This window comes from Sulfitobacter sp. HNIBRBA3233, assembly GCF_040149665.1.
Classification (GTDB): Bacteria; Pseudomonadota; Alphaproteobacteria; order Rhodobacterales; family Rhodobacteraceae; genus Sulfitobacter; species Sulfitobacter marinivivus.
In genome coordinates, this window is sequence record NZ_JBEFLP010000001.1 from 55,837 (window position 1) to 71,650 (window position 15,814).

The 15,814-nt window shown below is 64.0% G+C and carries 16 protein-coding genes and 1 other RNA gene; 13 read left to right on the plus strand and 4 right to left on the minus strand.

Translation table 11 applies throughout. The features are described from left to right. Positions 1-2 precede the first annotated feature (2 nt). The 3 genes from ABMC89_RS00265 (at position 3) to rpmG (ending at position 1,462) form a co-directional block, all read left to right on the plus strand. Entirely contained in the window at positions 3-635 is a 633-nt protein-coding gene (locus tag ABMC89_RS00265) for an N-acetylmuramoyl-L-alanine amidase (RefSeq protein WP_349568474.1), read from the plus strand. Between the two features lie 50 nt (positions 636-685). After that, positions 686-1,112: RNase P RNA component class A (gene rnpB / locus ABMC89_RS00270), an RNA gene on the plus strand. A 182-nt stretch (positions 1,113-1,294) separates the two neighbouring features. Continuing rightward, entirely contained in the window at positions 1,295-1,462 is a 168-nt protein-coding gene (gene rpmG / locus ABMC89_RS00275; RefSeq protein ID WP_007119221.1) for a 50S ribosomal protein L33, read from the plus strand. Positions 1,463-1,633: 171 nt separating this feature from the next. On the opposite strand, the gene ABMC89_RS00280 is transcribed toward rpmG, so the two are convergent. Beyond that, a complete protein-coding gene (locus ABMC89_RS00280) occupies positions 1,634-1,942 on the minus strand; it encodes a DUF1272 domain-containing protein (protein WP_349564013.1) in 309 nt (102 codons plus the stop codon). A gap of 77 nt (positions 1,943-2,019) precedes the next feature. Continuing rightward, complete coding sequence (locus ABMC89_RS00285; protein WP_349564015.1) at positions 2,020-2,796, minus strand: Bax inhibitor-1/YccA family protein; 777 nt, start codon at positions 2,794-2,796, stop codon at positions 2,020-2,022. A 433-nt stretch (positions 2,797-3,229) separates the two neighbouring features. On the opposite strand from ABMC89_RS00285, the gene ABMC89_RS00290 reads away from it, so the two are divergent. The 5 genes from ABMC89_RS00290 to ABMC89_RS00310 all read left to right on the plus strand — a co-directional run bounded on the left by ABMC89_RS00290 (position 3,230) and on the right by ABMC89_RS00310 (position 7,604). Then, positions 3,230-4,081, plus strand: coding sequence for a LysR family transcriptional regulator (locus ABMC89_RS00290; RefSeq protein ID WP_349564017.1), 852 nt, complete (start codon positions 3,230-3,232; stop codon positions 4,079-4,081). Between the two features lie 398 nt (positions 4,082-4,479). Next, positions 4,480-4,854, plus strand: coding sequence for a helix-turn-helix domain-containing protein (locus ABMC89_RS00295; RefSeq protein ID WP_349564019.1), 375 nt, complete (start codon positions 4,480-4,482; stop codon positions 4,852-4,854). Between the two features lie 106 nt (positions 4,855-4,960). After that, the gene (hisN, locus tag ABMC89_RS00300; RefSeq protein WP_349564021.1) at positions 4,961-5,776 is read left to right on the plus strand and encodes a histidinol-phosphatase; all 816 of its coding nucleotides are present in this window, start codon (positions 4,961-4,963) and stop codon (positions 5,774-5,776) included. Further along, the gene (locus ABMC89_RS00305; protein WP_349564023.1) at positions 5,773-7,116 is read left to right on the plus strand and encodes an 8-oxoguanine deaminase; all 1,344 of its coding nucleotides are present in this window, start codon (positions 5,773-5,775) and stop codon (positions 7,114-7,116) included. Before hisN ends, ABMC89_RS00305 begins: the two co-directional genes overlap by 4 nt. After that, entirely contained in the window at positions 7,113-7,604 is a 492-nt protein-coding gene (locus ABMC89_RS00310; RefSeq protein WP_349564025.1) for a CAP domain-containing protein, read from the plus strand. Before ABMC89_RS00305 ends, ABMC89_RS00310 begins: the two co-directional genes overlap by 4 nt. Before the next feature lie 15 nt (positions 7,605-7,619). Here the strand turns inward: ABMC89_RS00310 and guaD are convergent, their stop codons facing one another. Further along, positions 7,620-8,918, minus strand: coding sequence for a guanine deaminase (guaD, locus tag ABMC89_RS00315; protein ID WP_349564027.1), 1,299 nt, complete (start codon positions 8,916-8,918; stop codon positions 7,620-7,622). Positions 8,919-9,052: 134 nt separating this feature from the next. On the opposite strand from guaD, the gene mgtE reads away from it, so the two are divergent. From mgtE to ABMC89_RS00340, 5 genes are all read left to right on the plus strand, one after another. Beyond that, a complete protein-coding gene (gene mgtE / locus ABMC89_RS00320; protein ID WP_349564029.1) occupies positions 9,053-10,453 on the plus strand; it encodes a magnesium transporter in 1,401 nt (466 codons plus the stop codon). Beyond that, positions 10,450-11,022 (plus strand): 5-formyltetrahydrofolate cyclo-ligase, encoded by a 573-nt coding sequence (locus ABMC89_RS00325; RefSeq protein WP_349564031.1) that lies wholly within the window; start codon positions 10,450-10,452, stop codon positions 11,020-11,022. The genes mgtE and ABMC89_RS00325 overlap by 4 nt, the downstream gene beginning before the upstream one ends. A 72-nt stretch (positions 11,023-11,094) precedes the next feature. Next, positions 11,095-11,907, plus strand: coding sequence for a TIGR00282 family metallophosphoesterase (locus ABMC89_RS00330; protein ID WP_349564033.1), 813 nt, complete (start codon positions 11,095-11,097; stop codon positions 11,905-11,907). Beyond that, positions 11,904-12,827 (plus strand): DMT family transporter, encoded by a 924-nt coding sequence (locus ABMC89_RS00335; protein WP_349564035.1) that lies wholly within the window; start codon positions 11,904-11,906, stop codon positions 12,825-12,827. The genes ABMC89_RS00330 and ABMC89_RS00335 overlap by 4 nt, the downstream gene beginning before the upstream one ends. A gap of 26 nt (positions 12,828-12,853) precedes the next feature. Next, positions 12,854-14,626, plus strand: a complete 1,773-nt coding sequence (locus ABMC89_RS00340) for an SLC13 family permease (protein WP_349564037.1) — start codon at positions 12,854-12,856, stop codon at positions 14,624-14,626. A gap of 169 nt (positions 14,627-14,795) precedes the next feature. On the opposite strand, the gene ABMC89_RS00345 is transcribed toward ABMC89_RS00340, so the two are convergent. Beyond that, a complete protein-coding gene (locus tag ABMC89_RS00345) occupies positions 14,796-15,650 on the minus strand; it encodes a DUF481 domain-containing protein (protein ID WP_349564039.1) in 855 nt (284 codons plus the stop codon). Positions 15,651-15,814: the final 164 nt, after the last annotated feature.

Here is a 15,814-nt window from a genome sequence, read left to right on the forward strand (position 1 = left end):
GGATCGAAGAACGGCCGTCGCCCAACTGCGGCGCACGGCGCGATGGGTTGCAGCCCGAACTCGTGGTCATCCACTATACCGCCATGGAAAGCGCCGAAGCGGCGCTGGATCGCCTGTGCGATCAGCAGGCCGAGGTTTCGGCGCATTACCTCATCACCCTGTCCGGCAAGGTGGTCCGCCTTGTGGACGAAGCGCAGCGCGCGTGGCACGCGGGTGCGGGCCACTGGTGCGGCGCGGGGGATGTGAATTCCCGCTCCATCGGGATCGAGCTTGACAATCGCGGCACGCACCCTTTTCCCGCCGCGCAGATGGATGCGCTTTGCGCGCTTCTGGGCGGTGTGATGGCGCGGTGGGATATTCCCGCCGGTGGCGTCATCGGCCATTCCGATATGGCGCCGGGCCGCAAGGTGGATCCCGGCCCGCGGTTTGACTGGGGGCGGCTCGAACGCTGCGGGCTTGCGGCGCCCGCGAAATCCGTCGCACCGCAGGAGATCGGAGAGGACAGTTTCCGCGCCGCGGCGCGGGAGGCGGGCTATACCGCCGATGTCGCCTTCGATGTCCTGCTTGCCGCTGTCCGGCTCAGGCGTGCGCCCTGGCGCCGTGGCCCGCTGACGGTGGATGACTACCGGTTTTAGACGCCTTGCCCATTGACCGCGCGCGGCCCGCGGCATAGGCGATGCCCTGTGCGGAAGGCTGGATGGTCGCTGCGTTCTTGCGGGCAACCGCAGGCGCGGAGGAAAGTCCGGACTCCAGGAAGAGACGGTGCCGGGTAACGCCCGGGCGGGGTAACCCGACGGAGAGCGCCACAGAAATGAAACCGCCCGTGGAACAGGTCACGTGAGTGAAACCGGCCAGGGGTAAGGGTGAAACGGTGGGGTAAGAGCCCACCGCGCCGCTGGCAACAGGGGCGGCAGGGCAAGCCCCACCGGGAGCAATGCCAAATAGGGACCGCGCGCCCGATGCCTTCGGGCTAAGGGCGGGGCCGCTTTCGCCCCAGCAGGTCCGGGTTGGCAGCTAGAGGCGCGTCGGTAACGGCGGGCCAAGATGAATGACCATCCAGAGAGGTCTTCGGGCCTTTTGGACAGAATCCGGCTTACAGGCTTTCCGCACGCTTCACGCCCGAAGGGCGTGGTTTTGCGCGGGTTCGGGGGGCGAAACCGTAAATTTCGCACGGCTTGCGCCTTTGCGGGCGCCGACAGGGGTTGACTCGGCCCTTGGCAGCGGTAGAACGCAGCTTCAAAGGATTTCGGGCGTGTGTGCCACATCGGGCCGCCGCCGCACAGGAGAAGATAAGATGGCAAAGCCAACCACGATCAAGATCCGTCTGAACTCGTCCGCGGGCACAGGCCACTTCTACGTCACAAAGAAAAACGCGCGTACCATGACCGAGAAAATGGTCATCAAGAAATACGACCCCGTCGCGCGCAAGCACGTGGAATACAAGGAAGGCAAGATCAAGTAAGATCGCCTTTCGACCGGAGTTTTGAAAAGCCGCGCAGCTCTGCGCGGCTTTTTGCTTTTTGGGGGATGTGGTGCCGGACGCCGGCCGTGGTTCTGGTGGCGATGGCGGATATGAGTTTAAGGGCAAAATGGAGAAGGGCGCGGCGGGCGGGGGGCGCCCTTGCTGGCGGGGTCAGCGATGCTCCGGGGGCACCTCGCGCAGCTGTGCGCTGAATGCCGCGATCTGATCGGCGCTCCATCTGAGGCTGCGCCGCCTTGTGCCAGCGGGATCGTGGCCGAGGCCGGTGGTCGGGCGGTGGGCGGTCCTGGGGCGGATCGGGCGCGGGGCGAAGCCGCCGCCGCAATTGGGGCAGACATTGTGCAGGACCTGCGCCACGCAATCGGCGCAGAAGGTGCATTCATAGCTGCAGATACGCGCAAGATCGCTGTCAGGGGGCAGATCGCGGTCACAGCTTTCACAATTCGGTCTGAGTTCGAGCATCTGGGTACCTTCTGTGGATTAACGAAAAAAGCCGCCCGGTGAGGGGCGGCTTTGGCTGTCTTTACTCCGCTGCGAGGTTACTCGCGATTGCCAAGCAGCTGCAGCAGGAACATGAACATGTTGATGAAGTCCAGGTAGAGCCGCAGGGCGCCCATGATGGCAGCCTTGCCCAGCCATTCGCTGTCACCGTGCTGCGCATGGGCGATATACTCTGTCTTGATCTGCTGCGTGTCGTAGGCGGTCAGGCCCGCGAAGATCAGAACACCGATCGCCGAGATCGCGAAGGTCAAGGCGGGGTTGGGGAAGAAGATGCTCACGATGGAGGCGATGATCAGCCCGATCACACCCATGATCAGGAAGCTGCCCCATGCGGAGATATCCTTCTTCGTGGTGTAGCCCCAGAGCGAGAGGCCCGCGAAGGCGATGGAGGTGATCAGGAACACCTGCACGATCGAGAAACCGGTATAGACCAGGAAGATCGAGCTGATGGACAGGCCCATGACCAGCGCGAAGGCGTAGAATACGACCTGCGCAGTGGCCGCCGACATGCGGTTGATCGCGGCACCGAAGCCGAAGACGAACGCGAGAGGTGCGAACATGATGACCCACTTCAGCGGCGACGCGTAGATCGCGTAACCGAGGGACGTCAGATATTGCCCTTCACGCAGCTGTACCGATGCGGCAGCAGGATCCGATGTCACTGCAAGACCGGAAATCGCCCAGGCGGCGGCGAAGGTAATCAACATGCCTACGGACATCGTGCCGTAGACTTTGCTCATATGTGCGCGCAGGCCCTCATCAATCGCGGCTGTGCGGCTTCCGGCACGCGTCCGGATTGTATTCACGTCTGCCATCTAGTTCTCCCTAAAGCTGGACCGCAGGCGGAACGCACTGCGGCTTCGCCTAGTATATCGGAAGAGACCCCTGTCTTTTCAAGCCTCTTCGGTGTGGTTTCGCCCCGGTGCTGGCACCGCGAATGGACGGGTGGGGCCCGCATAGTCCGCTTTGCCTGTTTTCGGGGCTGTTCCGGGGCCGATTGGACGCCTCGACTGCAATCGCGGCGCAGAGCGGCCACGGTGCATCTGCTGCGGGCAAGCGATGCCTGATCACTGTCCATGATGTGGTTTATTTCTTTGAAAACAAGCCGTTTCGACGCATGTGCCGTGGCAGGCCCTCAGACATCCGTCATATTTTCGACCGGATGCATGCGTCCGATTGATCTCTGGCACCGGTCAAAACATAATCAAATCGAATGTATATTGCGAAAGAAATCACGGGTTTTGATGAATGCGGAATCTTGATCTTGCGACCCTGCGCTCTTTCGTCGCTGTCGCCGAAACAGGCGGTGTGACCCGCGCGGCGCGTTTCCTGCATCTGACACAGTCGGCGGTGTCGATGCAGCTCAAGCGGTTGGAAAACGTTCTGGACGCGGAACTGCTCGACCGCAGCGGTCGCACGATCGCGTTGACCACGTCGGGAGAGCAGCTGTTGGCCTACGCGCGGCGGATGATTGCGCTGAACGACGAGGCGATCACTCACCTGTCCACCCGCAGCCATAGCGGCACGCTTCGTCTGGGGGTTCCGCATGATATCGTCTATCCCGCTATTCCGCGCGTTCTGAGGCAGTTCAACGCGGCATTCCCGGGAGTTCGGGTGGTTCTGGAAAGCAGCCACACCCGCGTCCTGCAGGAGATGTTCGGCCGGGGCGAGTGTGACATCATCCTGACGACGGAAACCGACATCGGCAACGGCGGGCGAACGCTGGCCAAGCGTCCGCTCGACTGGGTCGGGGCACCGGGTGGCGCGGCGTGGCGCCAGAGGCCGCTCAACATCGCGTTCTGGCGCATGTGCCTTTTCCGGTCCTCGGTGATCGGTGCTCTGGATGCGGAAGGGATCGCTTGGCAGGTCGCGGCCGAAGCGGATAACGACAGCACGATCCACGCGACCGTGGGGGCCGACCTTGCGGTGCACGCGATGATCGAGGGGACGCAGCCGCCGCATCTGGCCCGGATCGAACACGACGGCACATTGCCCGATTTGCCGGTGCAGTACATCAACCTCTACAGGCGCGCCGGTGAGCTCGCCGCGTTCGAAACCCGTATGGTAGATTTGCTGGGGGAGGCGTTCACGTCTGGGTAGAGACGGATCCGCGCTAAAACCCTATCGGCGGTTTTTCGCCTATTGCCGGTGGGCCAGCGGGCGTTGGCGCCAGAGGCGCAGGCGCGACGAAAACGCACGAAGTCCGGATTCGCGATTGGCGGGAAATTTTATTGATAATCTGTGTGATGCCGGGAAAAAGCGGACGCTTTCCCGCTTGGATATGCGGATAAAACAACGCCCGATCATGGCGTCTGGTTCCCGGATTTTAGTATTTTTTCGGGCTGCTGCCGATTTTCTCACAAAATTAACACATTGATGAAGGTGCATGGTATATTATCTACGAAAGGAATTGGGGTGGAGGCGTGGCAAGCAGAGCTGGACATGCAAACACCAGCCGAGGCTGGCCGCCTATTTTTGAAAGTGAAAGTGAAGTACGAATGCCCCATATCGTTGATACCCATGTTGGTAAGAAGATACGTCAGCGCCGCTGGCTTATCGGTATGACCCAGCAGAAACTGGCAGAGCTTGTCGGCATCAAGTTCCAGCAGATCCAGAAATACGAGACTGGCGCGAACCGCGTCAGCGCATCCCGGCTCTGGGATATCTCCGAGGCGCTTGGCGTACCTGTCTCTTTCTTCTTCGATGGGGTGAATGCCGGCGACGCCGGTGTGGCGCCGAAATCGGACAACCTGCCCGAAGACCTGATCGCGGACAAGGAAGCGATGGATCTGGTGCGGTCCTACTACGCGATCCCCGAAAACCAGCGCCGCCGTCTGTTCGAACTCGCACGGGTGCTCAGCGACGTCGCCTGACCCCCATGCACATCATCTGGTCAGACCGGCACACCCCTGTCCTTTCGGGCGGGGGTTTTGCGTTCGGCCACTTGCGCGACCGGCACTGTGGTGACACCACTTCGGGATGAAAATTGATCCTGACCTTCTGGGCGAGTTGGAAACAGTCGCCCATCAGATGGCGGATGCAGCCGGTGCTGTGATCCTGCCGTATTTCCGTGCGCCGTCTCTCGACGCTGAAAACAAGCTGAGCGAGGGTTTCGATCCCGTCACCGTCGCCGATCGCGCGGGCGAGGAGGCGATGCGCGAAGTGCTCGCCCGCCACCGTCCCGACGACGCGATCTTCGGGGAGGAGGCGGGGCATACACCCGGCAGCAGCGGCCTGACCTGGGTTCTCGATCCCATTGACGGGACGCGGGGGTTCATCTCGGGGACGCCGACCTGGGGGGTATTGATTGCCGTTGGCGACGCATCCGGGCCGGTGCTGGGCATCGTGGATCAGCCCTATACGGGCGAGCGGTTCATCGGCACCCCTGCCGGTGCGGCACTGCTGCGGGCGGGCCAACGCAGGCCCATCCACACGCGCCCGGCGCGCCCGCTGCGCGAGGCGACGGTTTTCACCACCTTCCCCGAAGTCGGGACCGACATCGAAGGGTCGGCGTTCCGCGCCGTGGCAGAGCGCGCGAATCTGACCCGCTATGGCATGGATTGCTACGCCTACGCGCTGGTTGCATCGGGGCAGGTGGATCTGGTGATCGAGGCGGGATTGCAGGCCTATGACATCCAGGCCCCCCTGGCGCTGGTTCGCGCGGCGGGAGGCATTGTCACCGATTGGCAGGGTGGACCGGCGCACGATGGCGGCCGCGTGATCGCGGCGGCGAACCCACAGATCCACGCCGAGGCGCTGGAGATCCTGCACACCACGCCGGACGGCGCGGCGTGAGCGCGATCCTGATCAGCAAGGCACAGCTGATCCTGACAATGGACGATGCCCGCCGCGAGATCGCGGATGCCGACATCCTTATCGAGGCCGGCAGGATCGCGGCCCTTGGGCCGGATCTGCCGGTGCCGGAGGGGGCAGAGGTTGTCGACGCCACGGGCTGCCTCGTGACGCCGGGGCTGGTCAACACACATCACCACCTCTTCCAGACGTTGACACGGGCGGTGCCTGCGGGGCAGGACGCGCCGCTGTTCGGCTGGCTCGGCGCGCTTTACCCGATCTGGTCCCGGCTCACGCCGGATCACATCTTTACCTCCGCCCAGATCGGCCTTGCCGAACTTGCGCTGTCGGGGTGCAGCCTGAGTTCGGATCACCTGTATCTCTATCCCAACGGCACGCGGCTGGAGGACACCATCGAAGCGGCGCGCGAGATCGGGCTGCGGTTCCACCCCACGCGGGGCGCGATGAGCATCGGCCAGAGCGCGGGCGGGCTGCCCCCCGATGCGCTGGTCGAACGCGAGGCGGACATCCTGAAGGATTGCATCCGCGTCATCGACGCCTTCCACGACCCCGCCGAAGGGTCGATGTGCCGTGTCGGGGTGGCACCCTGTTCGCCCTTCTCGGTCAGCCGCGAACTGATGCGCGATGCCGCGGTGCTGGCACGGGACAAGGGCGTGATGATGCACACGCATCTGGCTGAAAACGACGAGGACGTTGCCTATAGCCTTGCCACCTTTGGCTGCCGTCCGGGCGAATATGCGCAAAGCGTGGGCTGGGTCGGGCGCGATGTGTGGCACGCCCATTGCGTCAAGCTTGATCCGGCAGAGATCGACCTTTTCGCGAGTACCGGCACCGGTGTCGCCCATTGCCCGTGCTCGAATTGCCGCCTTGGCAGCGGGATCGCGCCGGTGCGTGCGATGCGTGACGCGGGCGTGCCGCTGGGCCTCGGTGTCGACGGATCGGCCAGCAACGATGCCGGAAGCCTCGTGGCCGAGGCGCGGCAGGCGATGCTGCTGCAACGGGTGGCGCGGGGCGCAGATGCCATGAGCGCCCGAGAGGCGCTGGAGATCGCCACCCGCGGCGGTGCCGATATTCTGGGCCGCCCCGATTGCGGGCGGCTCGAAGTGGGGAAACGTGCCGATATTGCCCTGTGGGACACCCGAACGGTGCAAATGGCCGGATCATGGGATATTGCATCCATACTGCTCGCCGGGCCGGGCGTTGTGCGTGATCTCTTTGTAGAGGGCCGCGGCGTGGTGCGGGACGGGCAGGTGACCGGTGTCGATCTGGCCACACTGGCCGCCCGGCAGAGAGCATACGCAAAGGCCCTTATGGATACATGATACGTATTGTTGCAATTTTTGCAGTGCTTGCCGCGCTGTCCGCCTGCGGCGACATGCCTGCGGCAACCTCGCCAAACGGGCCGGTCCCGGCACCGGAGAATGCGACAACCGCCCGCCTGAAAGGCAAGAGCCCCAGCGCGATCGTCAGCGCGATCCGCGCGAAAACCGGGCTCGGGCCGGTGCGAAGGTCGGCGCGGCTCGACCGTGTGGCACTGATGCAGGCGCGCGATATGGCGCAGAACGACTTCTTCTCGCACAGCGGCAGCGACGGATCGAGCGTGGGCAACCGGGCAAGGCGCGGTGGATACGACTGGTGCGTGATCGCCGAGAACATCAACAAGGGCTACCCCGACATCCGCTCCGCGATTCTCGCATGGGAAACATCGCGCAGCCACTACCGCAACATGACGCTGCGCGGCGCGAAGGAGTTCGGCATCGCCTCGGTCGGCAGCTATAACGTGATGGTGCTGGGCGCGCGCGACTGCTGACACAGCCGGGGTGGGTCAGACCTCGTCGGCCTGTCGCCCCGCGATCCACGTGGCCCGCACGGCGCGGTCGTCCCCCATCATCACGGTGGTAAAGATGTCTTCCCAGATGTCGTGCGCCCGGTTGGCGCGCTGGGCGATGTCCGGTGTCGATTTCAGGTCCAGCACCGTGATATCGGCGAAATATCCACGTCGCAGCGATCCGATTTCATCTTGAAGATGCAGCGTCCGGGCCGAACCGGCCGTCGCCAGCCAGATCAGCTGCGCCGCGTGCAGCGGCCGGCCGTGATGCTGCGCCGCCTCGTAGGCCGCTGCCATGGTGCGCAACATCGAAAACGACGATCCGCCGCCGGTGTCCGTGGCAAGCCCCACGGGGATGCCGCGTTCGGCCAGCGCGGGCAGGTTCATCCGCCCAGATCCGATAAAGGCGTTCGAGGTCGGACAATGGATCGCCGCCCCCTGCACATCGGCCAGCCTGTCGATCTCGCGCGGCTCCAGATGGATCGCATGACCGTAGAGCCCGCGTGGCCCCAGAAGCCCGTGCGCCTCGTAGGTGTCCAGATAATCGCGCGCCTGCGGAAACAGCTCGCGCACCCATGCGACCTCGTCGGGCTGTTCGCTCAGGTGGGTCTGCATCAGGCAGTCGGGGTACTCGGCCCAGAGCGCTCCGAGCGCGGAGAGCTGATCGGGCGTGGAGGTGGGCGAGAACCTTGGCGTGATCGCGTAGCGCGCGCGCCCATGCCCGTGCCATGCCTCGATCAGCGTCTTGCTGTCGTCATAGGCCGATTGCGCCGTGTCCAGCAACGCCTCGGGGGCGTTGCGGTCCATGCAGGTCTTTCCGGTGACGATGCACTGCCCGCGCGCGGCACCCGCTTCGAAGAGGGCCGCGGCGCTGTGCGGGTGGATCGTGGCAAAGGACGCGACCGTCGTGGTGCCGTGCGCCCGTGTCAGATCGAGGTAGCGCGCCGCCAGCTCTGCGGCCCAATAGGGGTCGGACAGGCGGATTTCCTCGGGGAATGTATAGGTCTGCAGCCAGTCGATCAGCCGTTTGCCCCAGCTCGCGATCATGGCGGTCTGCGGAAAATGGACGTGGGCATCTACGAAGCCGGGGCAAATCAGATTGTCGCCGTACATGAACTCGGTGGCCTCGGGATGCGCCTCGCGCAGGCCTTCGGCCGGGCCGACCGCCGCGATCCTGTCTCCCAGAAGCAGCACGCCACCGGAGCTGTCGACATGCACGCAGTCCTCCCACGGAAGGACCAAAGGATCCCCCGAAAAGAGAAGTGTCTGGCCGGTAAGAAGCGTTTTCTGGGTCATGCACGCCGTTATGAATATCTTCACCGAAAGGCGCAATGGGGGCATCTGTCTTCGACAGGGCGGGCCGCGTATTTCGCGCCATTGTGCCTGACGGCAGGCACGATTAAGGTCCGCTGAAACAGGGGGCGCGCGCGATGTCAGAACAGCTTTTGGACGAAAAAACCGAAGAGCCGGACACCGAGAAGGAAGCCTACACCCTGTCGCAGCGGGACGTGTCGGCAATTCTCTACGCGGTCGAAATCGACGACCGCGAAAAGCTGGTCGAGCTGATGGAGCCGCTGCACGCCGCCGACATCGCAGACCTTCTCGAACAGATCAGCGGGTTCGAGCGGATGCGCCTGATCCGGCTCTACGACCGCGAATTCGACGGCGAGATCCTGTCCGAACTCGACGAATCGATCCGTAACGAGGTGGTCAGCCTTCTGACGCCCTCGGTGCTGCAGGATGCGGTGCGCGAACTCGACAGTGATGATGTGGTCGATATCATCGAGGATCTCGAGGACGCGCAGCAGGAAAGCATTCTCGGCGCGCTCGAAGACAGCGACCGTGCGGCTGTCGAACAGGCGCTGACCTATCCCGAATATTCCGCCGGTCGCCTCATGCAACGCGAGGTCGTCATGGCGCCCGAGCACTGGACCGTGGGCGAGGCGATCGATTTCCTGCGTGCCACGCCCGAAGAGGATCTGCCGGACCAGTTCTACCATATCATCATGGTCGATCCGCGGCTGCATCCGGTTGGCAACATCACTCTGGGCAAGCTCATGCGCTCCAAACGCGCGACGCCGCTGAAGGATCTGCTGGAAAGCACCTTTCAGGTCATTCCGGCCATGCGGGACGAAGGCGATGTCGCCTATGCGTTCAACCAGTACCACCTGATCTCGGCGCCGGTTGTGGATGACGAGGGCCGCCTGATCGGGGTTATCACCATCGACGATGCGATGGCCGTGCTTGACGAGGAACACGAAGAGGACATCCTGCGCCTCGCCGGTGTCGGCGACGGGTCCTTGTCGGACCGCGTGATCGAGACGACGAAACAGCGTCTGCCGTGGCTTGCCGTGAACCTCGTGACCGCCATTGCCGCGTCGCTGGTGATCGCTCAGTTCGAAGTCGCCCTTGCGCAAATCGTGGCGCTGGCGGTGCTGATGCCGATTGTCGCATCCATGGGCGGCAACGCCGGCACCCAGAGCCTGACAGTGGCCGTGCGCTCACTCGCCACGCGCGATCTGACCGGCTCCAACGTCTGGCGCGTGATCCGCCGTGAAGTGCTGGTCGGGTTGATCAACGGGCTGATTTTTGCCGTGGTCATGGGCATAGTCGGTCTGATCTGGTTCGGCTCGCCCGCGCTGGGCTACGTCATCGCCTCGGCGATGGTGATCAACATGGTGGTGGCGGGGCTGGCGGGCACCGGCATCCCGATCATCCTCGAAAGGATCGGGATCGATCCGGCGCTGGCCTCGGGCGCATTCGTGACGACGGTGACCGATGTGGTCGGCTTCTTCGCGTTTCTCGGGCTTGCGGCACTGGTGCTGCTGTGACCCTTGCCGCGCGCAAGGACGCCGCGCGCAAGGCGGCCTTTGCACGGCGCAAGCCGCTGTTCGATAACGCCCCTGCGGCGCAGTCTGGCTACCTCAGCGAGGTGCTGGCAGGATACCGCGGCGTGCCGCTGTCGGGCTACATGCCGATCCGGACCGAGATCGACCCCCGCGATGCCATGGCCGAAGCGGCGGCACGCGGGCCAGTCGGAGTGCCGGTGATCGTTGGTGCGGGCCAGCCCCTGCGCTTTGCCCGCTGGGAGCCGGACATGCCCATGCGCGACGGGCCGTTCGGAGCGTCCATCCCGCAAGAGCCTGCGTATTTCGAACCGGAAATCCTGATCGTGCCGCTGCTGGCCTTCTCGCGGGCGGGGGGGCGTCTGGGATACGGCGGCGGGTTCTACGACCGTACCCTCGAGGGGCTGCGCGCGAAACGCGCCACGCTGGCCATCGGCTTTGCCTTCGCGGGACAGGAGGATCCGTCGCTGCCGCTCGAACCTCTGGACCAGCCGATGGATCTGATCGTGACCGAAGCGGGCGTGATCGAGGTTGCCTCCGCCGCCGCGCGATGAGCTCTTTGTCGCGGCCAAAGCGGCCTGCGCGGGGGTTGCCGTCGGGGGCGGGACACCGTACCGCTTGAACCTATGAAAATTCTGTTTCTTGGGGATGTGATGGGCCGCGCGGGGCGTCGGGCGATCACTGAAAATCTGGCACGGCTGCGCGACGAGTGGAAGCTCGATTTCGTCGTGGTCAACGGTGAAAACGCGACCTCGGGCATGGGCCTGTCGGGCGCACATGCGAAAACCCTGCTGGACGCGGGGGCCGATTGCCTGACGCTGGGCGATCACGCGTTCGACCAGAAGGACATGCTGGCCTTCGTCGAACAGGACAGCCGCATCGTGCGACCGCTCAATTTCTCGAAAACCGCGCCGGGCAAGGGCGCGCGCATCTTCCAGACGCGCACCGGCAAGAAAATCCTCGTAACACAGGCGCTGGGCCAAGTGTTCATGAAACGGCCCTACGACGATCCTTTCTCGGCGCTCGATCAGGTGCTGAAGACGCATCCGCTGGGCGGCATGGTGCAGGCAATCGTTGTCGATATCCATTGCGAGGCGACCTCCGAAAAGATGGCGGTCGGGCATTGGTGCGACGGGCGCGCATCGCTTGTCGTGGGCACCCACACCCATGTGCCCACCTCGGACGCGATGATCCTGCCGTCGGGCACCGCCTATCTGAGCGATGCGGGCATGTGTGGCGACTATAACTCCGTCATCGGTATGGAGAAAACCGAGCCGATGCGCCGGTTTATCACAGGCATGCCGAAGGACCGGTTTACCCCTGCGACGGACGAGGCAACCCTGAGCGGTGTCTACATCGAAACCGATGACCGCACCGGTCGCGCCACCCGGGTACAGCCGGTCCGCGTGGGCGGGCGGCTTCAGCCCAGCCTGCCATGACAAGGGCTGACGTCCTGTTTTTCAGCGCCATTCTGGTGCTGATGGGGGCGGGGTGGGGGTTGTCCCAGCCACTGACAAAGATCGCGGTCAGCACCGGCTACGGCCATTTCGGCCTGATCTTCTGGCAACTGGTGCTTGGTGCGGTCCTGATGGGGGCGGCGTGCCTTCTGCGGCGCAGGCCCCTGCCGCGCGGACGGGACGCCCTGCGCGCCTACATCGCCATCGCGCTGATCGGCACCGTCTTTCCCAACACGATCTCCTACCAGTCGGCGGTGTATCTGCCGTCCGGCATCATGTCGCTTCTGCTGAGCGTCATTCCCATGTTCGCCTTTGCCATCGCGCTGGTTCTGGGAACCGACCGGTTCGCGTGGCGACGGCTGATCGGGCTGGGGTTCGGGCTGGTCGGTGTGCTCATCATCGTCGCTCCGTCGGTCGATATGGGGGCGGATGTACCGGTGGGCTGGGCAGCCTTCTATGTTCTGGTCGCGCTCTTTTACGCGTTCGAGGGAAATTACGTCGCCCGCTGGGGCGTGGCGGGGCTCGATCCGTTCCAGCTGATGCTGGGGTCGTCCATCGTGGGGCTTGCACTGGTGCTGCCGCTGATGCTGTGGAGCGGCCAGACGATCGCGCCGGTCTGGCCGTTGCCGCCGGCGCAGGCGGCCCTGATCGGCAGCAGCGTCGCGCATGTTCTGGTCTACGCGACCTATGTCTGGGTCGTGGGCCGCGCGGGCGCGGTCTTCGCCGTGCAGGTCAGCTATCTGGTGACGGGGTTCGGCCTCTTCTGGGCATGGGCCATCCTGGGCGAGGCGTTTTCGTCGGCGATCTGGCTGGCGCTTGCGGCGATGTTCGCCGGCATGTACCTCGTACAGCCCCGCCCCAAGGCGGCTCTTGCCGCAGAGCCGCCGATGCGCGATAGCTGATCGGACGGGGCCTGTCGGGGGATACCATGGCGCTATTCGAATTTTCGCAACTGACGCAATCGCTTCTGGCGCTGGGTGTTGTGGGTGCGATGTTCGCATTGTTCCTGCGCGAGACGCTGCCGACCGAAGTGGTCGCGCTGGCCGGCGCGGCGGTGTTGCTGGCCCTGGGGCTTTTGCCCTACGAGGACGCCCGCGCGGTTCTGTCCAACTCCGCGCCCTGGACGATTGCGGCGATGTTCATCGTGATGGGGGCACTGGTGCGTACCGGTGCGCTCGAGGTTCTGACCCAGCTTGCCGAACACTATGCCCGCACCAACCCCAGACTGGCTGTCATCGGTGTGATCCTGTCGGTCATGGGCGCCAGCGCGATCATGAACAACACGCCCGTTGTGGTGGTGATGATCCCCGTTGTCGTCCAGCTGAGCAAGACACTGGGCACCGCCGCCTCAAAACTGCTGATACCGCTCAGCTATGCGGCGATCATGGGCGGATCCCTGACCCTCATTGGCACCTCGACGAACCTGCTGGTTGATGGTGTCGCCCGGTCGCAGGGGATGGAGCCTTTCGGCATTTTCGAGATCCTGCCCATCGGTCTGGTCGTCTGCGCGTGGGGGCTGATCTATATGGCCACCATTGGGCGGCGCCTGCTGCCGGTGCGCGACAGCCTCGCGGGCCGGCTGGGCGACAGGTCGCGGATGAAATTCTTTTCCGAAGCGGTGATCCCGCCCGACAGCAACCTGATCGGGCGCGAAGTGCTGGATGTGAAGCTGTTCAAGCGTCAGGGCGTGCGGCTGGTCGACGTGATCCGCGGCGATGCATCGCTGCGGCGCGACCTCAAGGGGGTGACCCTGAAAGTGGGCGACCGCGTGGTCTTGCGCACCCAGATGGCGGAATTGCTGAGCCTGCAGGCCACGCCCGAGCTCAAGCGCGTCGATCAGGTATCGGCGGTCGAGACGGTGACCGTCGAAGCGCTGATCTCGCCCGGGTGCAAGATGGTCGGGCGCAGCCTGGGGTCGCTGCGTCTGCGGCGGCGCTACGGGGTCTATCCGCTGGCCGTCCACCGGCGGAACCAGAACATCGGCCTGCAACTCGATGAGCTGGTCGTGCGGGTGGGCGATACGCTTTTGCTGGAAGGGGCAGAGGCGGATATCCAGCGCCTTGCCACGGACATGGACCTGGTCGACGTCAGCCAGCCCTCGCAGCGCGCCTACCGCCGCGGCCACGCGCCCATCGCGATTGCAGCGCTGGGCGCGATCGTGGTGCTGGCGGCCTTCAACGTGGCACCGATCCTGATGCTGGCGGTCATCGCGGTGGCGGTGGTGCTGGTGACGGGGTGTATCGACGCGGACGAGGCGTTTTCCTTTGTCGACGGGCGGTTGCTGGCGCTGATTTTCTCGATGCTGGCGGTGGGGGCCGCGTTGCAACACACGGGCGCCGTGCAACTGATCGTCGACAGTATCTCGCCCGCGCTGGGGGAGTTGCCGCCGGGTGCGGTGATCTTCTGTGTGTTCCTGCTGACCACGCTGTTCACCGAAATCGTGTCAAACAATGCGGTCGCGGTCATCATGACGCCGATCGCCATCTCGCTGGCTACCGCACTGGGAATGGATGCCCGCGCGCTGGTGGTTGCGGTGATGATTGCCGCGTCCTGTGCCTTTGCCACTCCCATCGGGTATCAGACCAACACGCTGGTCTACGGTCCGGGCGGGTACAAGTTCACCGACTTCATTCGGGTGGGGATGCCGCTCAACCTTTCGATGTCGGTCATCGTCAGCCTTGTGATCCCGCTGATCTGGTAGGGCAGGAAGGCCCGCAAGCGGCCCTTTGGAGGCGCTGCCTCCAAACCTCCGGAGTTTTCCGGCAAAATGGAGACAGGGGGCGGGACGTAAAAAGGGGGCGACATTTGCCGCCCCCATCTGCCGGAGTGCCGTTGCGTGACGAGGTTTCACACGCGCGGGCGCTGCGGATTCAGAAGCCCAGAACCAGCGACACGCCGATGGTGTTGTCGGTCGATTTCAGACCGGCCACCGGATCGGTGTTGTAGTCGGTGCGGTAGCTGACCCGGGTCGACAGGTTGTCGGACACCTTGAAGTTCACGCCCGCGTCGTTGGTCAGGACGGTGTTCACATCCGAGCCGAGGATTTCGGTATCCATCGTGAAGGAGACTGTCTCGCTCATCGCGATGTAGTACCGCGAGGAGACGATGAAGCCGACTTCGGTGTCGGAATTGCCGTTCACGTCCTTGAAGTAGCGCGCACCCGGGCCGCCCTGCACACGCCATGTGTGGTTGGGCTGGTTCAGGACGCGGTAGCCGGGGCCGAAGCCGAGGAAGGCGTCGGTTTCCGAGCCGTCGATTTCGTTGCCCGCGTTGTCTTCGAGGTAGCCGTCATACTGGTAACGGGCGAGGCCGAAGGCGTAGACATTGGGTGTGAAATACCGGCTGCCTTCGTAGGTTGCGAAGAATTTCTCTTCGCTGGTGTCACCGTTGTCTTCGCCGTATTCGGCAGCGAGGCCGACAAGGTGGTTCCACGCGCCCACGCCGTAGGTCAGGCGACCCGCGGCCGACAATGCGCCGGTGTCGGTGTTGCCATTGGTCCCGGAGGCCGACAGCGCCATCGATCCACGGAAGCCCTGTGCCACGCCATTGGGGCCGAAACGGGCGTCGTCGTCGCCTGCGGTCAGGTCGTCGTTCACGTCATCTGTGATGTCGTCGATCTGGTCGTTGAGGGTTTCGACACCTGTGATGGTAGATTGCGCGAAAACCGGTGCTGCGGCCATCAGTGTGACCACGGAGGCGGCTGTGAGTGTCTTTAGAGTGTTCAAGGGTCATTCCTTTCCCGAAGGTGACCCGATCCGGAAAGCGGATCGGAAGCATCTCTGCTGCGCTCTCTCTACGCCTTTCAGTTGTATGAGGGAAATTCTAAATAATCATGTTTGAGTTGATATTTTCTCAATCAAAGGGGGCGGTGCGGTGGATCGCTCGCACA

Coding starts and splice junctions, on each gene's coding strand:
- rpmG (WP_007119221.1), top strand. CDS start 1,295: ATGGCAAAGCCAACCACGATCAAGATCCGTCTGAACTCGTCCGCGGGC.
- ABMC89_RS00280 (WP_349564013.1), bottom strand. CDS start 1,942: ATGCTCGAACTCAGACCGAATTGTGAAAGCTGTGACCGCGATCTGCCC.
- ABMC89_RS00285 (WP_349564015.1), bottom strand. CDS start 2,796: ATGGCAGACGTGAATACAATCCGGACGCGTGCCGGAAGCCGCACAGCC.
- ABMC89_RS00290 (WP_349564017.1), top strand. CDS start 3,230: ATGCGGAATCTTGATCTTGCGACCCTGCGCTCTTTCGTCGCTGTCGCC.
- ABMC89_RS00295 (WP_349564019.1), top strand. CDS start 4,480: ATGCCCCATATCGTTGATACCCATGTTGGTAAGAAGATACGTCAGCGC.
- hisN (WP_349564021.1), top strand. CDS start 4,961: ATGAAAATTGATCCTGACCTTCTGGGCGAGTTGGAAACAGTCGCCCAT.
- ABMC89_RS00310 (WP_349564025.1), top strand. CDS start 7,113: ATGATACGTATTGTTGCAATTTTTGCAGTGCTTGCCGCGCTGTCCGCC.
- guaD (WP_349564027.1), bottom strand. CDS start 8,918: ATGACCCAGAAAACGCTTCTTACCGGCCAGACACTTCTCTTTTCGGGG.
- mgtE (WP_349564029.1), top strand. CDS start 9,053: ATGTCAGAACAGCTTTTGGACGAAAAAACCGAAGAGCCGGACACCGAG.
- ABMC89_RS00330 (WP_349564033.1), top strand. CDS start 11,095: ATGAAAATTCTGTTTCTTGGGGATGTGATGGGCCGCGCGGGGCGTCGG.
- ABMC89_RS00335 (WP_349564035.1), top strand. CDS start 11,904: ATGACAAGGGCTGACGTCCTGTTTTTCAGCGCCATTCTGGTGCTGATG.
- ABMC89_RS00340 (WP_349564037.1), top strand. CDS start 12,854: ATGGCGCTATTCGAATTTTCGCAACTGACGCAATCGCTTCTGGCGCTG.